The 20,397-nt window shown below is 64.2% G+C and carries 18 protein-coding genes; 10 read left to right on the top strand and 8 right to left on the bottom strand.

Translation table 11 applies throughout. The features are described from left to right. Positions 1 to 36 precede the first annotated feature (36 nt). Positions 37 to 990 (top strand): Nudix family hydrolase, encoded by a 954-nt coding sequence (locus EVS83_RS11660; protein WP_133501219.1) that lies wholly within the window; start codon positions 37 to 39, stop codon positions 988 to 990. Between the two features lie 19 nt (positions 991 to 1,009). Beyond that, a complete protein-coding gene (coaE, locus tag EVS83_RS11655; RefSeq protein ID WP_133501218.1) occupies positions 1,010 to 1,621 on the top strand; it encodes a dephospho-CoA kinase in 612 nt (203 codons plus the stop codon). Here coaE and EVS83_RS11650 read toward each other — a convergent pair. The 4 genes from EVS83_RS11650 to pilB are packed head-to-tail and all read right to left on the bottom strand — an operon-like array spanning position 1,600 to position 7,453. Beyond that, complete coding sequence (locus tag EVS83_RS11650; RefSeq protein WP_133501217.1) at positions 1,600 to 3,585, bottom strand: acyltransferase family protein; 1,986 nt, start codon at positions 3,583 to 3,585, stop codon at positions 1,600 to 1,602. The genes coaE and EVS83_RS11650 overlap by 22 nt on opposite strands. A gap of 8 nt (positions 3,586 to 3,593) precedes the next feature. Next, complete coding sequence (locus tag EVS83_RS11645; protein ID WP_133501216.1) at positions 3,594 to 4,457, bottom strand: prepilin peptidase; 864 nt, start codon at positions 4,455 to 4,457, stop codon at positions 3,594 to 3,596. A gap of 6 nt (positions 4,458 to 4,463) precedes the next feature. Continuing rightward, positions 4,464 to 5,714 (bottom strand): type II secretion system F family protein, encoded by a 1,251-nt coding sequence (locus tag EVS83_RS11640; protein ID WP_133501215.1) that lies wholly within the window; start codon positions 5,712 to 5,714, stop codon positions 4,464 to 4,466. 11 nt (positions 5,715 to 5,725) lie between these two features. Next, positions 5,726 to 7,453: a type IV-A pilus assembly ATPase PilB gene (gene pilB / locus EVS83_RS11635; RefSeq protein ID WP_133501214.1), complete on the bottom strand. Its 1,728-nt coding sequence runs from the start codon at positions 7,451 to 7,453 to the stop codon at positions 5,726 to 5,728. Positions 7,454 to 7,755: 302 nt separating this feature from the next. Between pilB and EVS83_RS11630 the strand changes: the two genes are divergently transcribed. The 8 genes from EVS83_RS11630 to EVS83_RS11595 are packed head-to-tail and all read left to right on the top strand — an operon-like array spanning position 7,756 to position 15,716. Continuing rightward, the gene (locus EVS83_RS11630; RefSeq protein ID WP_133501213.1) at positions 7,756 to 8,625 is read left to right on the top strand and encodes a glycosyltransferase family 2 protein; all 870 of its coding nucleotides are present in this window, start codon (positions 7,756 to 7,758) and stop codon (positions 8,623 to 8,625) included. Then, positions 8,625 to 9,851 carry a glycosyltransferase family 4 protein gene (locus tag EVS83_RS11625; RefSeq protein WP_133501212.1) on the top strand — a complete coding sequence of 409 codons (1,227 nt, stop codon included), beginning with the start codon at positions 8,625 to 8,627 and terminating at the stop codon, positions 9,849 to 9,851. Before EVS83_RS11630 ends, EVS83_RS11625 begins: the two co-directional genes overlap by 1 nt. A gap of 4 nt (positions 9,852 to 9,855) precedes the next feature. Further along, complete coding sequence (locus EVS83_RS11620) at positions 9,856 to 10,812, top strand: glycosyltransferase family 2 protein (protein ID WP_133501211.1); 957 nt, start codon at positions 9,856 to 9,858, stop codon at positions 10,810 to 10,812. 1 nt (position 10,813) lies between these two features. Then, positions 10,814 to 11,923 carry a DegT/DnrJ/EryC1/StrS family aminotransferase gene (locus tag EVS83_RS11615; protein WP_133501210.1) on the top strand — a complete coding sequence of 370 codons (1,110 nt, stop codon included), beginning with the start codon at positions 10,814 to 10,816 and terminating at the stop codon, positions 11,921 to 11,923. Continuing rightward, a complete protein-coding gene (locus EVS83_RS11610; protein ID WP_133501209.1) occupies positions 11,920 to 12,492 on the top strand; it encodes an acyltransferase in 573 nt (190 codons plus the stop codon). The genes EVS83_RS11615 and EVS83_RS11610 overlap by 4 nt, the downstream gene beginning before the upstream one ends. Continuing rightward, the gene (locus tag EVS83_RS11605) at positions 12,489 to 13,982 is read left to right on the top strand and encodes a lipopolysaccharide biosynthesis protein (RefSeq protein ID WP_133501208.1); all 1,494 of its coding nucleotides are present in this window, start codon (positions 12,489 to 12,491) and stop codon (positions 13,980 to 13,982) included. Before EVS83_RS11610 ends, EVS83_RS11605 begins: the two co-directional genes overlap by 4 nt. Beyond that, positions 13,966 to 14,904, top strand: a complete 939-nt coding sequence (locus EVS83_RS11600) for a glycosyltransferase family 2 protein (RefSeq protein ID WP_133501207.1) — start codon at positions 13,966 to 13,968, stop codon at positions 14,902 to 14,904. The genes EVS83_RS11605 and EVS83_RS11600 overlap by 17 nt, the downstream gene beginning before the upstream one ends. A gap of 8 nt (positions 14,905 to 14,912) precedes the next feature. Then, positions 14,913 to 15,716, top strand: coding sequence for a methyltransferase domain-containing protein (locus EVS83_RS11595; RefSeq protein WP_166636890.1), 804 nt, complete (start codon positions 14,913 to 14,915; stop codon positions 15,714 to 15,716). On the opposite strand, the gene EVS83_RS11590 is transcribed toward EVS83_RS11595, so the two are convergent. The 4 genes from EVS83_RS11590 to EVS83_RS11575 all read right to left on the bottom strand — a co-directional run bounded on the left by EVS83_RS11590 (position 15,717) and on the right by EVS83_RS11575 (position 20,396). Then, positions 15,717 to 16,133, bottom strand: a complete 417-nt coding sequence (locus tag EVS83_RS11590) for a pilin (protein WP_133501205.1) — start codon at positions 16,131 to 16,133, stop codon at positions 15,717 to 15,719. Positions 16,134 to 16,260: 127 nt separating this feature from the next. Continuing rightward, positions 16,261 to 18,024, bottom strand: a complete 1,764-nt coding sequence (locus EVS83_RS11585) for a hypothetical protein (protein WP_133501204.1) — start codon at positions 18,022 to 18,024, stop codon at positions 16,261 to 16,263. Beyond that, positions 17,996 to 20,056: a HEPN domain-containing protein gene (locus EVS83_RS11580; RefSeq protein WP_133501203.1), complete on the bottom strand. Its 2,061-nt coding sequence runs from the start codon at positions 20,054 to 20,056 to the stop codon at positions 17,996 to 17,998. The genes EVS83_RS11585 and EVS83_RS11580 overlap by 29 nt, the downstream gene beginning before the upstream one ends. Beyond that, positions 20,025 to 20,396, bottom strand: coding sequence for a pilin (locus EVS83_RS11575; RefSeq protein WP_246022904.1), 372 nt, complete (start codon positions 20,394 to 20,396; stop codon positions 20,025 to 20,027). The genes EVS83_RS11580 and EVS83_RS11575 overlap by 32 nt, the downstream gene beginning before the upstream one ends. Position 20,397 lies beyond the last annotated feature (1 nt).

The following is a 20,397-nucleotide window of genomic DNA, read 5'->3' as shown; positions in this document are numbered from 1 at the left end:
GCGGCCTCACGGTCGCGCCGGTGTCGTGTCCGGGCCATGGCTGAGGCGCGTCGCTCGATCCACGTCGTCGCGGGGGTCATTCGCGACGCCCGTGGCCGCGTGCTGCTGGCGCGGCGTACCGAAGGTCGCGACCTCGCCGGGCTCTGGGAATTTCCGGGCGGCAAATGCGAGCCGGGCGAGACACCCGAGCAGGCGCTTGCTCGCGAGCTGCACGAGGAGCTCGGCATCGACGCGCGCGTTGGCGCTGCGCTCATCCGCGTGCCGCAGCAGTACCCGGACAAGGCGCTCGTGCTCGACGTGCGCATCGTCGAGGCATGGACCGGCGCCGTGCGTGGACGGGAAGGGCAGGCGCTCGCCTGGGTGCCCGCCGACAAGCTCGCGCGCTACGACATGCCGCCGGCGGATCGCCCGGTGGTCGCGGCGCTGCTGCAATCGCCGGTGTACGCGGTGACGCCTGCGCTCGGCGACGATCTGGATCCATGGCTCGAGCGGCTGGCGTCAGCGCTCGACAGCGGTGTCCGTCGCGTGCAGCTGCGTTCGCCGGGGACGCCACCGGAACGCTGGCGATCCGCCGTCGAGCGCGCCATCGAGCGCTGCCGTGCCGTGGGCGCCGAGGTCCTGCTCAACGGGGACATCGAAACCGCGCGACGCCTCCGCATCGGCGTCCACCTGCGCGCCGCCCAGCTCGGCACCTTGGATGCACGACCGCTCGGTCCCGACGTGCTCGTCGGCGCGTCCTGCCACGACGCCCACGACCTCGCGGCGGCCGAACGCTTGGGATGCGACTTTGCGGTGCTGGGCCATGTCGCCGCCACGCCATCGCATCCCGACAAGTCGCCCATGGGCTGGACCGGCTTCGCGGCCTTGCGTGAACACACGTCGCTGCCCCTTTATGCCATCGGTGGGGTCGGCCCGGCCGACATCGACATCGCGCGTGGCCACGGCGCGCAAGGCGTGGCCGGCATCCGCGGCTTCTTCGATGTCGGCTAGGCTGGACGCGGAGGTCGCCATGCAGCCCTATGTCATCGGCCTGACCGGCGGCATCGCGTGCGGCAAATCGGAAGTCGCGCGGCAGTTCGAAGCGCGAGGTATCGAGGTGGTCGATGCCGACGTCATTGCGCGCGAGGTCGTAGCGCCGGGCACGCCCGGGCTGGCGGCGGTCGTCGCACGCTTCGGCGCCGATGTCCTGCAACCCGACGGCCAGCTCGACCGCGCCGCACTGCGACGACGCGTCTTCGACGCACCCGACGCGCGCGCTGCGCTCGAAGCGATCGTGCATCCGCTGGTCCGCAGCACGATCGAGCAGCGGTGCCGCGAGGCGACATCGCCCTACGTCGTCGCGGCGATCCCGCTGCTGGCCGAAGGCGGCGGGCGTGCGTCATATCCCTACTTTTCCCGCATCCTCGTCGTCGACGTGCCGGTCGAAGTGCAGCACGAGCGCCTGATCGCCCGTGACGGAATCGACGGCGCGCTCGCCGACCGCATGATCGCTGCACAGGCGACCCGGGCGCAGCGTCTGGCGATCGCGGACGATGTGGTCGTCAACACGGGAACGCGCGAAGCACTGACCAATCAGGCCCACGCCCTTCATGAGCGTTATCAGCGGCTCGCGACCGGCTGACCTTCCGCATCGCGTATGCCGGGCTCCAGCGCACGGCGGAATTGGGGTTCGAACGTCTGCGCGAACGATGCGGTGAGGTGCATGCCATCTCGATAGGCGATACGGCCGTCGCGATAGGCCGAGCACCGCCCATTCGGACACACGTCTGTATCGAGATCGACAATGCGAACCGTCGGGTACGCGGCAATCGCGTCGCGCACGCCGTCGAACGCCGAAGCATGTTGCATAGGAACGGAGCAGCCGGCCGCGGAGCGCAACCATTCCGGGCGCCATGCGAGGCGACCAAGGCAGGCAAGACCGTCAAAGCCAAGCATTGGCGTTGGGCGAATCACGTAGATCCGGGGTGTGGCCGGAGCGAGACTTGCCAGGACACTGCGCGTACCGGCCGACCATTCGGTCCGCGAAAACGGATACGCCGCCGACGAACCAATCAGGACCAGGTCCGCTCGCGTCGCATGCACAACGTAGTCGAGCGCAGCACGCCGCCATCGCGTGCACTCGTCGTAGCGCCGACCGATCCGCTCGTAGACGAAGTCGATATCTGCGGCCGGGCACGACGATTTGGTCAGGACGATGAGGCGCCAGCCTTCGCGTGCGAAGACTTTCGCGAGTGCGGGATACCACTGCAATGCAACGCTGTCGCCTAGGACCACGGCCGTATGGGGCGCGTGCCGGTCGCCGTCGATGCACGGCATGAGGCGGTCGCTGTTGTACCAGTCGTCGCAGCCTTTCCCGTAGATGGAAGGTATATCCGTCCGCGCCGCCTCGATTCGCTGCTGGGATGCGATGTGCATCCAGCGCGGCACATGCTGTGCCCACGTGTACGCGCCGAGCGCCACCGCGAGCAATGCCGAAACCGCTGTCGCCAGCGAGCGTAGTTGCCCGGCGCGACGGCCGTCGGGGCGACGCAGCGGCCGTTCGACGAGGCGATAGGAGATCGCAGCCAGGCCAAGCGCGGCGAGCGAGAGTGCAATGCGCAGTGACACGCTCGGCACGATCACGGCGCCGCTGCCAAGCACGAGTAGTGGCCAGTGCCACAGGTACCAGCCGTACGACAAACGCCCGATGGCCTGCCCCGCGCGAGTCGACAACACGTTACTGACGGCGTTGCCTGGCGCCAGACTGCCCGCGGCGAGAAGCAACGCCGCCCCGAGGGTCGGTGCGAGTGACCACGGACTGGGATACGACGTGCGACTGTCGATCAGTGCGCACGCGAGCCCGATTGACGCGCACCCGACGACGCCGACAAAAGCCGCTGCCCGCGGACCGGCTGTGCGGCGACGCTCGTCGACTGCCGCATAGACGAGCGCACCGACAGTGAATTGCCAGAATCGCGCCGGCATCATGTAGAAGCCCAGTCGCGGCGCAGCGACTGTCATCGCTGCGGCTAGAAAGAGGGCGATTGGCAACGTGGCGGAGAGACTTGCGAGCAGCTGACTCGTACTGGCATTACGGCGTTGCCAGCTCCATGCGCCGAGACACGCGAGCAGCCAGGCGGGCCATACGAGGTAAAACTGCTCCTCGACGCCGAGCGACCAGGTATGAAGCACCACGTTGGACGCGCCTTCGGGCGCGAAATAGTCGAGATCGGCAAGCGCGAAGCGGATGTTGCTGATCCAAAGCGCGGCCGCCGTAATGGACACCGACTGCTCGGACTGTTCCCACGGCGCGAGCAGTACAGCGGCCGCGAACCCCGTCGCTCCGAGCATCAGTAGCAGTGCTGGGACGAGACGTCTCGCGCGGCGCGCGTAGAACGCAGTGAAATCGACGCGTCCGTTCGCCGCCCATTCGGAGACGAGCAATCGCGTGATCACGTACCCGGAGATCACGAAGAACACGTCGACGCCGATGAACCCGCCGGCGAAGCCCGGCAGTCCCGCGTGGCACGCGACGACCAGCACTATTGCCAGCGCCCGCAACCCTTCGATATCGGGCCGGAAGCCCGGTTTGGGCGTTACCGCCATACCCGAGGTCAACGCAGGTGCGCGAACTGCAGGTAGCTGTTGACCAGCGTGTCGCCCCAGAAAAACACGATCCAGCCGCCGATCGCGAGATAGGGGCCGAAGGGAATCGGCGTTGCGCGATCGCGGCCCTTCATCGCCAGCCAGATCGAGCCGATGATCGCGCCCGCGAGCGAGGCGATCAGTATCGTCGGCAGGATGCCCCGCAGACCCGTCCACGCACCGATCGCTGCGAGCAGCTTGAAGTCACCGTGCCCCATGCCTTCCTTGCCGGTGAGCTGCTTGAACAGCCACCACACCGACCACAGGCTCGCGTAGCCCACGGCCGCGCCGATCAGCGCGGGCTTGGCGGGGATGTAGAGATGGTCCGACGCCGCGATCAGGCCCAGCCACATCAACGGGAGCGTCAGTGAATCGGGCAACAGCTGCGTGCGCAGGTCGATGCCCGACATCGAGATCAGGAAGCCGGTGAACAGCATCGCGCCGAAACCCTGCCAGCCGAACCCGAAACGGGCCACGCAGGCGAGGAACAGCAGCATCGTCATGAGTTCGACGAGCGGGTACTGCGGCGAAATCGGCGCCTTGCAGTGCCGGCAGCGGCCCCTCAACGCCAGCCAGCTGAAGAGCGGGATGTTCTCGTACCAGCTGAGGACGTGCTTGCAGTGCGGGCAATGCGAGCGCTCGACCACGATGCCCGGCGGCGGCGGGTCGTAGACCTCGTCGAGCCCGAGCACTTCGCGCGAATCGCGCTTCCACGTCCACTCCAGCCGCGTCGGCAGCCGGAGGATGACGACGTTGAGGAAACTGCCTACCAGCAGGCCGAAGCCTGCTGCGAGCGGGTAACCGAGCTGGGGGTTCTGATCGAGAAACGCCATCCAGCGTCAGACGACCGAAGCGAGCTTGAAGATCGGCAGGTACATGGCCACGACCATGCCGCCGACGATCACGCCGAGGAACACCATGATCATCGGCTCGAGCAGGCTGGACAGCGCGTCGACCGCGTTGTTGACCTCCTGCTCATAGAACTCGGCGACCTTGAAGAGCATGGTGTCGAGCGCGCCGGCTTCTTCGCCGATCGCCGTCATCTGGATGACCATGTGCGGGAACAGGTTGACCTGCTTCATCGCCATGTTGACCGGGTAGCCGACCGCCACGTCGTCGCGGATGCGATAGACCGCGTCGGTGTAGACCGCGTTACCCGTTGCGCCTGCGACGGTATCCAGCGCCTCGACCAGCGGCACGCCCGCCTTGAACGTAACGCCGAGCGTGCGCGAGAAGCGTGCGATCGATGAGTTGTGCATGATCTGGCCGATCACCGGCACCTTCAGGATCATGCGATCGAGGAAGTGCTGGAACGCGAGCGAGCGCTTCTTCGCCGCAATGAATGCGACGCCTGCGCCGATAAGTCCAAGCAGCATCAGCCACCACCACGACACCATGAAGTCGCTGAGGTGGATGATCATCAGTGTGAAGGCGGGCAGGTCGGCGCCGAAGCCCTTGAACACTTCCTGGAACTGCGGCACGACGAACACGAGAAGAATCGCGCTGACGATCAGCGCAACGGCGACGACCATCGCCGGGTAGAACATCGCCTTCTTGATCTTGCCCTTCAGTGCCTCGAGGTTTTCCTTGTAGGTGGCGATCGTATCGAGCACCGTCTCGAGCACGCCTGCGGCTTCGCCGGCACGGACGAGGTTGCGGTAGAGCTCGTCGAACTGCACCGGATGCTTGGTCAGCGCCTCGGTGAACGACATGCCGCCCTGGATGTCGCCCCGGATCGAGTCGACCATCGCGCGCATGCGCGGATTCTTGTTGCCGTTGCCGATGATCTCGAGCGCGCTCACGATCGGCACGCCCGATTTCATCATCGTGGCGATCTGGCGGCTGAAGATCGCGATGTCACGCGGCTTGATCGCGCTGCCGGCCGCACCGAACAGAGGCTTCGACTTCGGCTTCACCGTCTGCGGCGTGATTCCCTGCCGGCGCAGTTCCGCCTTGACCAGGTTGATGTTCTTCGCCGCCTGCTCGCCCTTCATGACGACGCCGCGCTTGTCCTTGCCGACCCAGGTGAAGGTCTGCAGGCCGTCGTTGGCGCGGGCGGTGGTTTTGACTGTCGATCGGCTCGCGGACATGGCTTAGTCCCTTAGTCCTTCGTGACGCGGTTGATTTCGGCAAGGCTGGTGACGCCGTTGCGCACCTTCATGAGCGCGGACTGGCGCAGATCCCGGATGCCAGAACGTTGCGACGCCTGAGCGATCTGCATGGCGTTCCCGCCTTCCAGAATGATCGCCTGGATCTCTTCCGTCATCGGCATGACCTGGTAGATGCCCGTCCGCCCCTTGTACCCCTCGGTGCAATCCGGGCAACCAACGGCTTCGTACACCGTGAAGCCGGTCGCGATTTCCTCGGGCGTGAAGCCCTCGGCGATCAGGGCGTGCTCGGGGAGCTGGACCGGGCGCTTGCAGTCATGCAGGCGGCGGGCGAGACGCTGGGCGATGATCAGCGAGACCGACGAAATGATGTTGTAGGGCGCGATGCCCATGTTCATCAGGCGGGCGACGGTCTGCGGCGCGTCGTTCGTGTGCAGGGTCGACAGCACCATGTGACCGGTCTGCGCCGCCTTGACGGCGATCTCGGCCGTCTCGAGGTCGCGGATTTCGCCGACCATGATGACGTCCGGGTCCTGGCGCAGGAACGAGCGCAGGGCGGCGGCGAACGTCATGCCGCGCTTCTGGTTCTGCTGGACCTGATTGATGCCCGCGACGCGGATTTCGACCGGATCCTCGACCGTCGAGATGTTGCGGGTCTCGTCGTTGAGGATGTTGAGCGCCGTATAGAGCGACACCGTCTTACCCGAGCCAGTCGGGCCGGTCACGAGCACCATGCCGTAGGGCTTGGCGATAGCGCTGAGGAACAGATCCTTCTGGTCGTCCTCGTAGCCGAGCTTGTCGATGCCGAGCTTGGCCGCGCTGCCGTCGAGGATACGCAGCACCACCTTCTCGCCGAACAGCGTCGGCAGGGTGCTCGCGCGGAAGTCGATCTGCTTCGTCTTGGACAGGTTGAGCTTGATGCGCCCGTCCTGCGGGACTCGCTTTTCCGCGATGTCCAGCTGCGCCATGACCTTCAGGCGCGCGGCGATTCGGGTCGAGAGCTTCGACGGCGCCTTCGCGACGTTCTTCAGGATGCCGTCGATGCGCATGCGCACCCGGAAATCCGTCTCGTAGGGCTCGAAGTGGATGTCCGAAGCGCCGCGACGGATCGCGTCGACCAGAACCTTGTTGACGAAGCGGACGACGGGTGTGTCGTCGCCCTTGGCGTCGACGCCGGAGTCGCCGGCCGCACCCAAGTCGTCGTCCTTGCCGACTTCCAGGTTCTCGAGGCCCTCGTCATCGCCGCCGCCGTCGCCGAGCGTGTCGGAGGTGTCTGCCCAGCGGTCCAGGCAGCGGGCGATCGTGTCGGCGTCGACCAGGATGCCTTCGACGGCCAGGTTCGTCTGGAACTTGATTTCGTCGAGCGCGTGCGAGTTCGTCGGGTCGGTGACGCCGACGAACAGCCGGTTGCCGCGCCTGAACAGCGGCAGCACCCCATGCTTGCGGAGCAGTTCCTCGTTGACCAGCTTGATGGCCGACTGGCTGGGGTCGAACGCGTTCGCGTCGAGCAGCGGTACCCCGAACTCGACCGAATTGGCGGCGGCCATGCTGGCGGCCGACACCAGCCGGCGGTCCGACAGGTAGACCGCGAGCGGCTTCTTTTCCGTGGTCGCGGCGGACATGGCCTCGCGCGCGACGCTCTCATCCAGCGCTCCGTCGAGCACCAGACGACGGGCAATGCCCGTGATCCCCACCAGATTGGCGGCAGCGACGGTATTCATGTTGACCCTTTTCCAGCCCCTCTCAGGACTCTAACGCAAAATCCGGGCCACGCATTGCGGACGACACCGCCATTTTCGACTATCGTCCTGGCGCCCTTCAGGAACGGCGCGGGCGGCGGCCGGTCGCCAGCGACGACACTTCCGACGGGCCGCTCGCGGAGCCACCAGGTCGCCTAGAGGGAGACGGGGACCGAGCAGGCGTTGACGCAATGCCTTCGATCGGCGCTGATCTCCGCTTCGAGGGCGACGTCGGCGTAAAGCCTTGGGCGAGCGCCTGACAACGGCCATCAACAGGAATCGGGATGTCGCTGACGATCGTACTGCCCGCGAAAAACGAAGAAGCAGGGCTCGCGAAGACATTGCCTATTTTGCGAGCGGCTTTTCCTGATGCCGAAGTGATCGTGTCGGACGACGGGTCCACGGACGCCACCGCCCGCGTTGCTCGTGAGCACGGAGCACGGGTCCTCTCCTCGCCTTATTCCATGGGCAATGGCGCGGCGATCAAGCGAGGCGCGCGTGCGGCGAATGGCGACATCATCGTCTTCATGGATGCCGATGGACAGCATGACCCCTCGCACATCGACGTGTTGCTGAGGCGGCTGGACGACGGATACGACATGGTCGTCGGCGCGCGTGATGCAAGCGGGCAGGCTAACCGAAGCCGCGGTGTTGCCAACGCCTTCTACAATCGGCTTGCCAGCTGGATGACCGGTCACCTGGTCGCCGACCTCACTTCCGGGTTCCGGGCCGTTCGGGCTGCGCGCTTCCGCGAGTTCCTGCATCTCCTGCCGAACGGTTTCTCATATCCAACAACGTCGACGATGGCCTTCTTCCGCAGCGGATATCCGGTCGCCTACGTGCCTATTCCGGTTGCGCAGCGCATCGGTCGCAGCCACATCCGCCCGTTGCGGGACGGCGTGCGATTTCTTTTAATCATCTTCAAAATCGCGACCCTTTATTCGCCGCTCAAGCTTTTTGCGCCGGTATCGGTGACGTTCGGTGGTTTGGGCATCGCCTATTACGCGTACACCTTCGCCACGCAGCACCGGTTCACCAACATGAGCGCTCTGCTACTCAGCGCATCGGTGATCGTCTTTCTCATCGGGTTGGTTTCAGAGCAGATCACGTCGCTGACGTACCTGACGGCGCGCGACGAAACAGGCAGGCGCTGATGTCCGACGCACCTGACGCGCGGCATCGTTTGCTTGTCCTCGCGTCGACATACCCGCGTTGGGCCGGTGACACCGAGCCGGGCTTCGTCCACGAACTGTGTCGCCGTTTGGTGCGGGACTTTGAGGTTACCGTCCTGACTCCGCACGCCGATGGCGCATCCGTGCGGGAAGCGTTGGACGGCGTGGACATTCAGCGCTATCGATATGGGCCGGCGAGCCTGGAAACGCTCGTCCACGCCGGAGGACTCGCATCGAACCTGCGGCGGCGACCGCTGTGTTGGTTCATTCTCCCACTTTTCTTTGCGGCGCAGATACATGCGACCTGGCGCGCCCTCACGCGCGGCGCATTCGATGTCGTGCATGCGCATTGGCTGATACCGCAAGGCATGGCACTGGCCGCCGCTGGACTTGCGGTGAGACGTCTGCCGCCCGTCGTGCTGACATCGCACGGCGGTGACCTCTTCATGTTCCGGGGCCTCCTTGGCCGTTGGGCCAAGCGTGCTGCATTGCGAATTGCCTCGTGCGTTACGGTTGTAAGCTCCCCAATGCGCGAATCGGTCGAGCGCCTCGGCTTCAGGGGCGATGTCGAGGTCATGCCGATGGGGGTCGATTTGACGTGCCTTTTTGCGCCCGACCGCTCCGTCGTGCGTCGTGACGACGAGATCCTTTTCGTCGGCCGCCTCGTCGAAAAGAAGGGCGTCAGGCATCTTGTTGCCGCGATGCCGGAGTTGCTTCGGCGTCACCCCAACGCGCGCCTGACGATAGTGGGAAGCGGCCCCGACGCACCGGCGTTGCAGCAGCAGGTGCTCGATGCCGGACTCGATGCGTTCATAAGTTTTGAAGGCGCTGTGCGTCACTCCGGGCTGCCCGCGTACTACCGGCGCGCGGCGGTCTTCGTCGCCCCGTTCGTGGAAGCAAGTTCCGGCGATCAGGAGGGTCTGGGCCTCGTTGCCATTGAAGCGGTCGGGTGCGAATGCCCTGCGATCATCGGACGTGTAGCAGCGTCGGTTGAACTCGAGCGGATTGCAGGCGGACATCTGGCCCGTGTGGACGCAGTCGATACAGCTGCACTTGTAGACGCGATCTCGGCGGTCCTGGATGACCCTGACGGAGCACGTTCGCGTGCGATCGCCGCACGCCAGGCCGCACTGTCACAGCTCGATTGGACTAGCGTGGCAAGCCGCTACGCCGCGCTGTTGAAGCGCGAAATTGGGCGCGGAGTTTAGTCGAATGGGTGCCGGCACGCCGAGCCACGCCTTCGCGAGTAGCGAATGTGAGCCCGCTGTGTCGAGACGTCTGGCCACCGTAACCGTCACCTTCGAGCCCGACCTCGACGTCCTGGCGCGTCAATTGAATCATCTTCCACGAGACGCGCACCGCATCGTCGTCGACAACGGTTCCAGTCACAGTCGCCGGCAAGCAATCGATGCGCTTGCAGCAGCTGTTGGTGCCGACGTCATCTACAACGGAAGCAACCTCGGCCTTGCACGTGCATTGAACGTCGGCATCGTCCACGCGCTGGGGCGCGGTGCGGAAGTCGTCTTACTCCTCGATCAGGACACGGAGGCTAGCGCGGGCGAGGTCCAGCGCCTGGTCGAGGCCCGCGAGCGACTTGTGATGCAGCTCGGGGAGTTGACATGCGTGGGCCCGCGTCTGATCGACGACGCCACGGGCCTCGACCACGGCTTTCATCAAATCCGCGGACTGCGCTGGTCGCGGGTGCATCCGGTCGCCGGGCCACCGGTCCCCTGTTCCAGTCTCAACGGCAGCGGCACTTTGGCCTCTGCGCGAATGTTCACGGAGCTGGGCGGACCGGAGGACGGGTTTTTCATCGATCACGTGGACACCGAGTGGAGTTTCCGCGTTCGCGCAAAAGGTGCAGCCCTGTACGGCGTCCCGGAGATCAGTTTCGTCCACCGCATGGGAGAGAAGACTTGGCGTTTCTGGTGGTTCGGATGGCGCATCTGGCCGTACCGTGGCCCGAGTCGGCATTACTATCTCTTCCGCAACGCGACGGCCCTGGTCCGCCGGTCCTATGTGCCACGCGTTTGGAAGATCTGGCTCGTCCCCAAGCTGGTGCTGACAGCAGTAGTCCACGGGATTTTCGACGCTGTCAGGTGGCCGCAGCTGGCAGCGATGGCGCGGGGCATACGTGATGGATGGAGCCGCGGGCCCGAAAGGAAATGACATGAGCGATCGCGACATCTACGTCACCCGGCCGTTCCTTCCGCCGCTCGAAGAGTTGATGCCGGATCTGGAGCGCATCTGGACGCGTCGCGACCTCACGAACGGCGCCGCGTTTCATCGCGAGTTCGAGCGCGCGCTTGCGTCGTACCTGGGCGTTCCATTCGTATCCTTGTTTGCCAACGCGACGATCGCGCTGATTACGGCGCTGCAATGCCTGCGGATTTCCGGTGAGGTGATCACGACGCCTTACTCGTTCGTCGCCACCGCGCACTCGCTTCTGTGGAACGGCATCGAGCCCGTTTTTGTCGACATCGACCCCGTCTCGCTGTCGATCGACCCCGCACGCATTGAGGCTGCTATCACCCCGCGGACGACTGCGATCATGCCGGTCCATGTGTACGGTCGACCCGCTGACGTGGAAGCGATCCAGCGCATCGCCGACACGTACGGGCTAAGAACGATCTATGACGCCGCGCACGGATTTGGCGCGCGCTATCGCGGGCAGAGCCTGGCTGCGTTTGGTGACCTCGCCATCATGAGTTTCCACGCCACCAAGGTGTTCAACACTTTCGAAGGCGGGGCTATCGTTTCTCGCGACGCACAGACGAAGCAGCGGATCGACTATCTCAAGAACTTTGGGTTCGCTGATGAAGTGACCGTTGTGGCGGCCGGAATCAACGGCAAGATGAACGAGTTCCAGGCTGCGCTGGGGCTTCGCCAGCTCGCGCATGTTGACGATTGCATCGACCGCCGTCGGGAGATTGCGGTGCGTTACGACGCTGCATTCGGCAGCATCCGCGGTCTGGAGCGCCTCGAAGCGATGGACGAGCATGAGCCGAACGGCAGCTACTATCCCGTCTTCGTACGGGAGGCATTTCGATGCAGTCGTGATGAGCTGTATCGCCAATTGAAGAGCGCTGGCATCTACGGTCGACGCTATTTCTACCCGCTTATCAGCGACTTTCCGATGTATCGCGGCCGCCCGAGCGCGGCGCCCGCCGGCTTGCCGGTCGCGCGGCAGGCGGCCGATAGTGTGATCTGCTTGCCGATCTATCCAGAGCTGTCACCCGATGATCAGCAGCGTGTTATCGATGTGGTCCGCGGTGGATGACGACGTTTCTGGCCCCTGACGAACTCGAGCGCATCGGCTTCGCCGCATACGGGCGCGAGGTGCGCATTTCCCGTTTGGCGAGTTTCCATGGGGCCCAACGCATCGTTCTCGGCGACCACGTTCGAATCGACGATTTCTGCTTGCTGAGCGCAGGTACTGGCGGAATCGAGATCGGGCGCCATGTCCATGTCGCGGCGTACACCAGCCTCATCGGTCGTGGACGGATGCGACTGGGCGACTTCGCCAATCTGTCATCGCGCGTATCGATCTATTCGAGCAGTGATGACTACTCGGGCTACGCGATGACGAATCCGACAGTGCCGGAAGCGTTGACTGCGGTGAAGCATGCCGACGTCGAAATCGGTAGGCACGTCATCGTAGGCTGCGGCAGCGTGGTATTGCCGGGGGCCGTGCTGGAAGAGGGCGCGGCCGTCGCGGCACTGTCGCTCGTGCGTGGGCGTTGCGAGGCGTTCGGCATCTATGGCGGCGCGCCTGCCCGACGCCTTAAGGCGCGAAGCCGTCGCCTACTCGAACTGGAGAGGCAGCTCACGGATATCGACCGGCCGTGACGAGCCGCCTACGGCACAACGTGCTGGCTAGCATCGCGGGTACTGGCATCGCGGCCGTCGCGAGCGTGTTGTCGGCGCCGCTCATCTACCGTGAATTGGGAGCCGACGCCTACGGCCTCGTCGGATTCCATCTGCTGCTGCAGGGGCTTCTTCCCTTGTTCGATGCCGGCATAACCGCGGGGCTTGCGCGCGCAACTGCTTGGCACCATGGACGTGGCGGGCTGGGCGAAATTCGCACTCTCATCGGCGTCGCGCGTCGGCCGATCACGGCCCTCGCAGCGATGTTGTTCGTCGCGTTCCTCGCGCTTGCGCGGCCGATCGCATTGCGCTGGCTGGGGCCAGCGCAACTCGATGCCGGGACGACACACGCTGTTCTTATCTTGATTGCCGCGGCGCTCGCATTACGGATGCCGATGCTGCTCGATCGCGCGGCGCTGGCTGCGCTCGAGAGGCAAGTGGCGGTTAATGTCATACAAGGGATGGCGGCGGTCGCACGCACCCTTGGAGCTCTGGCAGCCGCGGTGATGACCGACACGGGCGTAGTCGGCTTCTTTGCCATGCAGCCCGTCGTATCGCTTGCCGAAATGGTCGGTTACCGCATTGTGCTAGAGCGTGTCCTGCACGTACCCGCGTCACCGCTTGAACGCGCTGAACTCAATACGCAAGTCCGCTTCTCGCTGGCCCTTGCCGGGCTATCCGCGCTATGGCTGGCGAGTTCGCAACTCGACCGGTTCGTTTTGTCTTCGGTGCTCGCGCTGAAGGACTATGGTGCCTATTCCTTAGGCGTCCACATGGCGTCTGCCGTCACGCTAACGGTTGGCGCACTCCAAACCGCGATTCAACCGCGGCTTACACGCCTTGTCTCCAGTGGTGATGAGGACCATCTGCGAGCGCTGTACGGACTGGGGACGGCGCTGTCTGTTTCGCTTGGCACGACAGCGCTAGTGGCGATCATCGCTGGAGGCGCCCTGCTCATCCCCAGCGTTCGCGCAGCGACGATCGACCCTGTTTGGATCGCGGCGATGTACGGGGTCGGCAACATCGCCGTTGCGATCATGGCGCAGGCGTACCAGCTCCAGAATGCGCGCGGGCAGCTGGGCCTCCATGCCAAAGTCACGGCGAGCCAGGCATTGATCCAAGCTCCATTGCTGGCCGTTGCCGCGGCTGTTTGGGGCGCTCGCGCGGCCGCTGTTGTCTATGCCGCGGCGAATATGGCGTTCGCACTCCTGTGGCTGCCTGTGATTCATCGTCATTTCCTGGCGGCTCGGCAAGCCCGCTGGTTCGCGACCGACTGCTTGCGGCCACTCCTTGGCGGCTTGGCATGCGTCGTGGCGGCATCGTGGCTCGCCACCTACGGCGCCCCCGGGCGTCTGGCTGCGTTCCTAATCGTCGGGACGCTCGTGCTTACGACCCTGTTGGTGACGTCGTTGTCGCACGCGGGAGCGCGCGAGGAGCTTCGACGCTGGTGGTCCCGTGAACACGTCGCCTGACCCACTCGTCACGGTATGCATCACGACATACCAGCATGCGGCATTCATCCGCCGCTGCATCTCGTCGGTGCTGGATCAGGTTGGCGCGGAAGCGGTGGAGGTATTGGTCGGCGACGACGGTTCCGTCGATAGCACGCGTGACATCGCGCAATCGATTGCCGACGTTGACCCGCGAGTGCACGCGATCTTCAACCCGACCCGGCTTGGGCCGAGCGCGAATCTTTCAAGTCTCGTCGCGCGCGCGCGCGGCGCATTCGTCGCTCACCTCGATGGTGACGACTATTGGCTGCCCGGCAAGCTGGCGATGCAGCTCGACCGCCTCGCCAAGTCTCCCCGGTCGCCAGCCGTTTACACGAATGCGACCGTCATCGCGCCGGACGAGCGACCGTTGGGTGTCTTCAACCGCGACGTGGGGACGACCATCGACGGGCGCGAGTTATTGAGGCGCGGAAATTTCCTGTGTCACAGCACGTTGCTGTACCGGCGGCAGGCCATCGACGCAGTGCTGGGTGTGTCGCCGCCCTACATCGATTACCGCCTGCATATCCGGTTGGCCGCGAAGGGCGATCTTGCCTACATCGATGCGCCACTTGCTGCGTACCGCTGGCGTTCGCCGGGCTCGATGATTACGTCGCTTCCTGAGGTCGTGCTACAAGGCCATGTCGACGCGATCGTTGAGGCGCTCGCACAGGGGGCGATGCCACACGACGCGCGACGCGCTGCGGGCCGTATGCTCGGTCGAACCACGGTGCATACCCTACTCGGCGGGCGTTTGGGAGCGGTGCCGGAACTGGCCGCGACGCTGCGTTCGATCCGCGGCCTGGACGCGAGCCGCGCATGGGTGGCAGGACAAGTACTCCTAGGCCCGTTACGCGCAGCGAGCTCGGTGGCGTGGCGTCGGCGCGGCGTCTTTTTTCCCTGAGGAGACCGATGTCGACCTTCCGATTCAAAGCCGCTTGGGCTTCAGGCGGCGCGCTGGCCGCGGGAATCATTGCGACGGTATTCGGCCGCCGGCGGTTCTGCGTCGTCTGCGCGCGGACTGTGCCGTGCTTCCTCCCGTGGCGTGGCGGTTGGCGCGCCGCGCCACCGCTCATGCGGGAACTGCACATGATCGGAAGTGACCTCGACCACTTCGCGTGTCCGCGTTGCGGATGCACGGATCGCGACCGGCACCTCCGTCTCTATCTCGAAAACACGGATCTCGGCGATCGCTTCGCCGGCGCGCGAGTTCTGCATCTTGCGCCTGAGCCCGTGCTGGAACGATGGATCGAATCGCAATTACCGGCGCGCTATGTCCGCGGCGATCTCATGCCGTCCCGACCTGGCATCGACCGCCTTAACCTCGAATCCTTACCATTCGAGCCCGAAAGCTTCGACATCGTCATCGCCAATCACGTGTTGGAGCATGTAACGCAACTGGACCGGGCGACGGGCGAGATCCGGCGCGTCTTGGCGCACGCAGGAACAGCCATTCTGCAGACCCCTTGGTGTGCGGGACTTGCCCGCACAATTGAAGATCGTGCCGTAAGCGCGCCGTCCGCGCGCGAGCAGCTCTACGGACAAGACGACCACGTGCGACTGTTCGGAGGAGACGTCTTCGAGCAGATTGGACGCACTGGGCTCGTACCATCGCCTCTTGATCATGGCGATGTCCTGCCCGGGTTCGACGCGGAACGCTGGGGCGTTAACCCGGAAGAGCCCTTAATGCTCTTCCGCAAAGCGCAGGTCGCGTGATCAGCAGTTCGAGGGCAAGTATTTACGCGGCAGACCGGAGCAGGTCCAGTTCAGCGCGCCGCCGTTGTTCGTCGCTTGCATCGTCATCGATTGGCCGTTGATGGCCGCGTTGCTCCCGCCACCATAGGTGATCGTGATCGAGCCCGTATTGTCGACCACTACGGCGCTGACGTACTTCCCCTTGATCGATGCGGGGAGCGCCATACCAGCCGATGCATTGTTATTGGGATAAGCGCTGTATTCGCCGTAGTAGGTCGCGATCGCGACCTTTGCGCTTGTGGCCAAGGAAAAACCCTCAGAAACCTGAGCCCGGGTGACGTAGTCGCGATAAGCGGGTAGCGCCACGGCAGCCAAGATGGCAATGATCGCGACGACGATCATGAGCTCGATCAATGTAAAACCCGACTGCTTGGACATGGTTCCCACCTCGTTCCCGGTGCGCCGGTCGGAACCGCCCTCAACCTCTTTCCGACCATTGGGGTGCGCGTCCGTTATCCCCACGACATTGCTTGCAAGTTCAGTGCCAACATCGCGCAAGCCGATTTCAGCGCGGCGCTGACTGCAGCGGGGTGGTGAGCGCGCCCTTCGAGACACTGGATTGGCCAACAATCTGTAACGAACTTCGCAGTCGCTCAAGATCTCGCGAGGTCGGATTGTGACGGGCGGCATACTCGAGAGCGTCGCCCAACGGCGTTTGGTCAACTCCGCAGTGTGGTTGCATTGCGCATGCGACCAGCGCGTCCAATGCCATCAGGTTTTCGGGGCGATCGCCGCTGGAGGTCAACTTCTGACGCAGTACTGACCATCGCGCGGCAGGAACCGACCGTCCCGCGCGACTGTCCATCAGAATGATCGCCTGGTCCCCGAGAATGCTGTGGGGACTGCGCTGGCTGGCGACCTCGAACTGGCGATGCGCAAGTGACCATGCAGGCACATTGGAATCGTCTCCCGTGCGTCCATAAATAGCGACGCCCAAACCGTAGGCCGCGCGAGAAGACTGCGACGCCCGGGCATCCAGCGCAACGGCGAGGCGGAAAGGGTCGCCCCATGTGAGCGTCTGAAGAAGCGTGGCGCCGGCAAGCACCAACACGGCCAGCGCTCCCAAAGTTAGCCGCGCGTCTCTGTTGAGGGGACCTGTCAGCAACTTGCCGACATCGAATACCGCCCAGCACAGTCCAAGAAGCGCCAGGTAGTTTCGGTGCTCGAACGCAAGCTCGAGAGGAACCACATTGCTCGTCAGCGCGTGCGCAACGAGAAACCACATCAGTCCGAGAGCGAGTACTGGGCGCCGCTTGCGCAACATCCATGCTCCGCCCACGGACGCGAGGAGAAGCAGCAAGCACACGCTCGTCAGCCAAGGTGTCGTGAGATCCGTCGAGGCAACGATGTCGTCGTAGTAGAACCGGAAGCGATCGGGCAAGGGGAATAACGCTTCCGAAGCGTAGAGCACAAGTACGCGCGGCTGCGTAAGCAACCGCTGCCACGCCGAGAAATCGCGCGCCCGATACATCTCGGCCGTGGCGAAATGTGGCACGACATAGGTAGCGTAAATCGCGACCGCGATGAACGCGGCGGCACCGTAGGCGATCCGTAGCTGCCTCGACGTCGTGGCGTTACGACAAGCGAACCGCAGCACGAATATCTCGATGAGTGCGCAGAACGCCGGCGCCAGCGCGGCCGATTCCTTGAACCCCAGACCCACGACGACGAATGCGGCCGCGAGTGCAAACCACGACAGGCTGTGCTGCCCGCGCAAGCTGGCCTCGCGCCCGCGCACATACGCTAGCAGGCACGCAAGCACCATGCATTGCGCACCAAGCTCCATTCTCTGGATCGTGTAGAGGACCGTCGATACCTGTAGCGGGTGTAAGAGCCATGCGGTCGCGATGAGGAGCGGCGCCATATCTCCTGCACGGCCATCGAGGCGCTGACACATCCATCGGCTGAGCCGCCATATGAGGACACCGTTCAAAGCGTGGATTAGCACGTTGGTCAACTTCATCCACCACAGGCTGTCACCTGTCAGTAGATGGTTGAGGCCAAACGTGAGCATTGCCAGGCCTCGCCCGAACGCCCCTGTCATGTCCGCCCCGACTACGCGCCGGACTTGATCCGCAGTGAATTCGGTCATCCGCCACTCGGTGGCGCCCACCAGATTCGGGATGTCGTCGAAGAGAAAGCCGCCGTGGAGACCAGGCCAGTAAATGGCCACGGTCATGCCCACTAGTAGTGCCGCAATTGCGAGGTTCAGTGTCGCTAGCGGCGCGGCGATGCAGACCTTACGCATGGCACTGATCGTCGGCTTCATGACGCACTATCGTGTCGAGTCGAAGGGCCTCGCGTTTCCAGTAACCGTCTCGCCATAGCAGATACGCATGCAGACCCTGCATGGATAACTCGATCTTCGGCCGCATTACGAGACGGTCGTGTGCGTGTCGCAGAACATGTAGCGCCTCGCACGGCAATCCATGCTGAGCGAGCAGCGCCGATTGCTGTAGGGCTACGGCAGGGCGCGGATCGGCGTCGTAAGCACGTTGGAACCAGTACTCCGCGTGTGCGCGGTCGCCAGTAGTGATCGCCAGCTCACCTCGAAGCTGGGCGACGTCTTGCAGACGGCCGGGGATGGTGTGTCCAGCGGGGTTTTCGCCAAGCGCTTCAACGAGCCGAGAGAGGCTTGCACGATCCAACCCGCGACAGCCATTTTCGGCGCTTTGCGCAACATGAAACGACACCCAGTTGTAGATCTGGCTGGTCAGCACATGGCTGGTTCTCAGGGCGGTTTCTGCAAGCTCGAGGTCGGAGGGGCCGACGCCGCCTTGAATGCAGCCAGCGTCCAGCAATGCGAGTGCGAGCTGTGGCTCAGCGGGGGTTCTCGCAAGCGCCAAGCGGGCGCGCCCGGCCGCAACAGCAGGCGCGCCGGCATCGATTTCATGTCGCGCTGCAAAGGTCTGTGCCCGGGCGGAAAGAGGAACATTTGCCGCCCACGCCAATGCTTGGCGACTTTCGTCGCCCCAAACGCTGGCGCGCGTCCAGGTGAGGCCGGCAAGCAGGAGTGGCAGCACGCCCGCTACGAAGTAGGTCGCGTGTCGCCATCGTCGCGAGGCCAGAGCACGACGCCCCCCACCGATGAGCCAGTCGGCGGCCGGCAGAAATAGGAAGAGCGACGCGGCGTAGTTGCGATGCTCGAATGCAAGTTCGAGTGGGATGACGGTGGACTCGAGAAGATGCGCCGAGAAGAAGAACAGGATGGCGAGTGCGACGAGTGGCTGAGTTTTCCGAAAACGCCAGCCGATTGTCAGGAGCGCTCCAACCAACGCTATTGCAGGTAGTGTGCTGGCTGGCTCGATCAAGGAGTAGGAGGGAACGGTAGCGTCGTTGAAGAGCCCCGTAGTGTCCGTTCGAGGGAGCAGCAAATCGCGCAAATACGTTGCCAGTATGCGCGGCTCCGTCATCAATCGGTCGATCACTGACCAATTGCGCTGCGGAATAAGCCCCAAGCCGATTCCTCGGATTCCTAAACCAGCCAGTACGAGCAGCAGGGAAACAGAAGGGACGCCGATAACGAGCCCAACGACGCGCTGCGATGCGCGGGGGAGCGGCGCGGGTGTCCACAGCACCGTTCCCATGAGGACGCTCGCAAGCAACGGAAGGAGGGCGCCGTTAGCTTTGCAAAGGGTAGCGAGTAACGTCGCCAACGTTATGCTGGCGGCGAATGTCCAACGGGCCCGGGGTTCACCCGCTTGAATGCTTGGCCACAGCGATACGGTCGTCCAGAGGCCCAGAACCGTGAAAAGCGATGCAAGAATCGCTTCTCGCTGCACGACGTAAAGTGTCGTCGACACAAGCATTGGGTGAACGGCCCAGAGCGCGGCACCGACGGCACTGCATAGCGTCGCTTGTGTAGCGTCGCGACCGAGTTGCATCAACACGCGGCGCCCGGTGTCGAAGAGCAGAAGCGCGACGGCTACGTGCAGCGCGAGGTTGGTGCGTTTGAATGATGCCGGATCTGCAGGCCAATCACGCGCATCAATCAGAAATGACAGCAGCGCCAACGGTCGGCCAGTAGGATCCGCTCGGCCGGAGGTGAGGTAGTACGCGAAAGTACGAAAATTGTCGACCGGGCCAAAGGCGCCGAGTGCTGGGAGATTGGCGTAATCGTCGAACAGGAATGGCCCGTGGAGGCCGGGCCAATAGGCGGCGATTATGACAGTCGCAAGCACGACCGCGAGCACTGCTGCAATGACGCGCGTTGAGGCCATACGCAAAAAAGAAGGGCCGCTCTCGCGGCCCTTCTCGTCCAGCCGGCGATTAGCGGCAGGAGCTCGGACGGTACTTCGCACCGATCGAACCGCCGGTGCAGGTCCACGAGATCGAACCCTGATTGTCCACCGGGCTCAGCGTGAGGCCCGTGCCCGCGCCCTTGATCTTCGAGCTCGTCGACGTCTCGTTGAAGACCAGGTTGATCTTGCCCGTAGCAACGGTCGCGCTCGTCACGTACTTGCCCTTGATCGACGCGGCAGTGGCCAAGCCAGCAGCCGGGTTGTCGGTCGGCCACGCGCCATAGTTCGCGTAGTACTCGGCCACAGCCGTCTTCGCACCCGACGCCAGGCTCATGCCTTCCGACACCTGCGAGCGGGCGACGTAGTCCTGGTAGGCCGGCAGCGCGATGGCGGCCAGGATG

It is taken from the genome of Cognatilysobacter terrigena, from assembly GCF_004361065.1.
Lineage (GTDB): Bacteria > Pseudomonadota > Gammaproteobacteria > Xanthomonadales > Xanthomonadaceae > Cognatilysobacter > Cognatilysobacter terrigena.
This window is presented reverse-complemented; position numbering and strand designations above follow the sequence as displayed.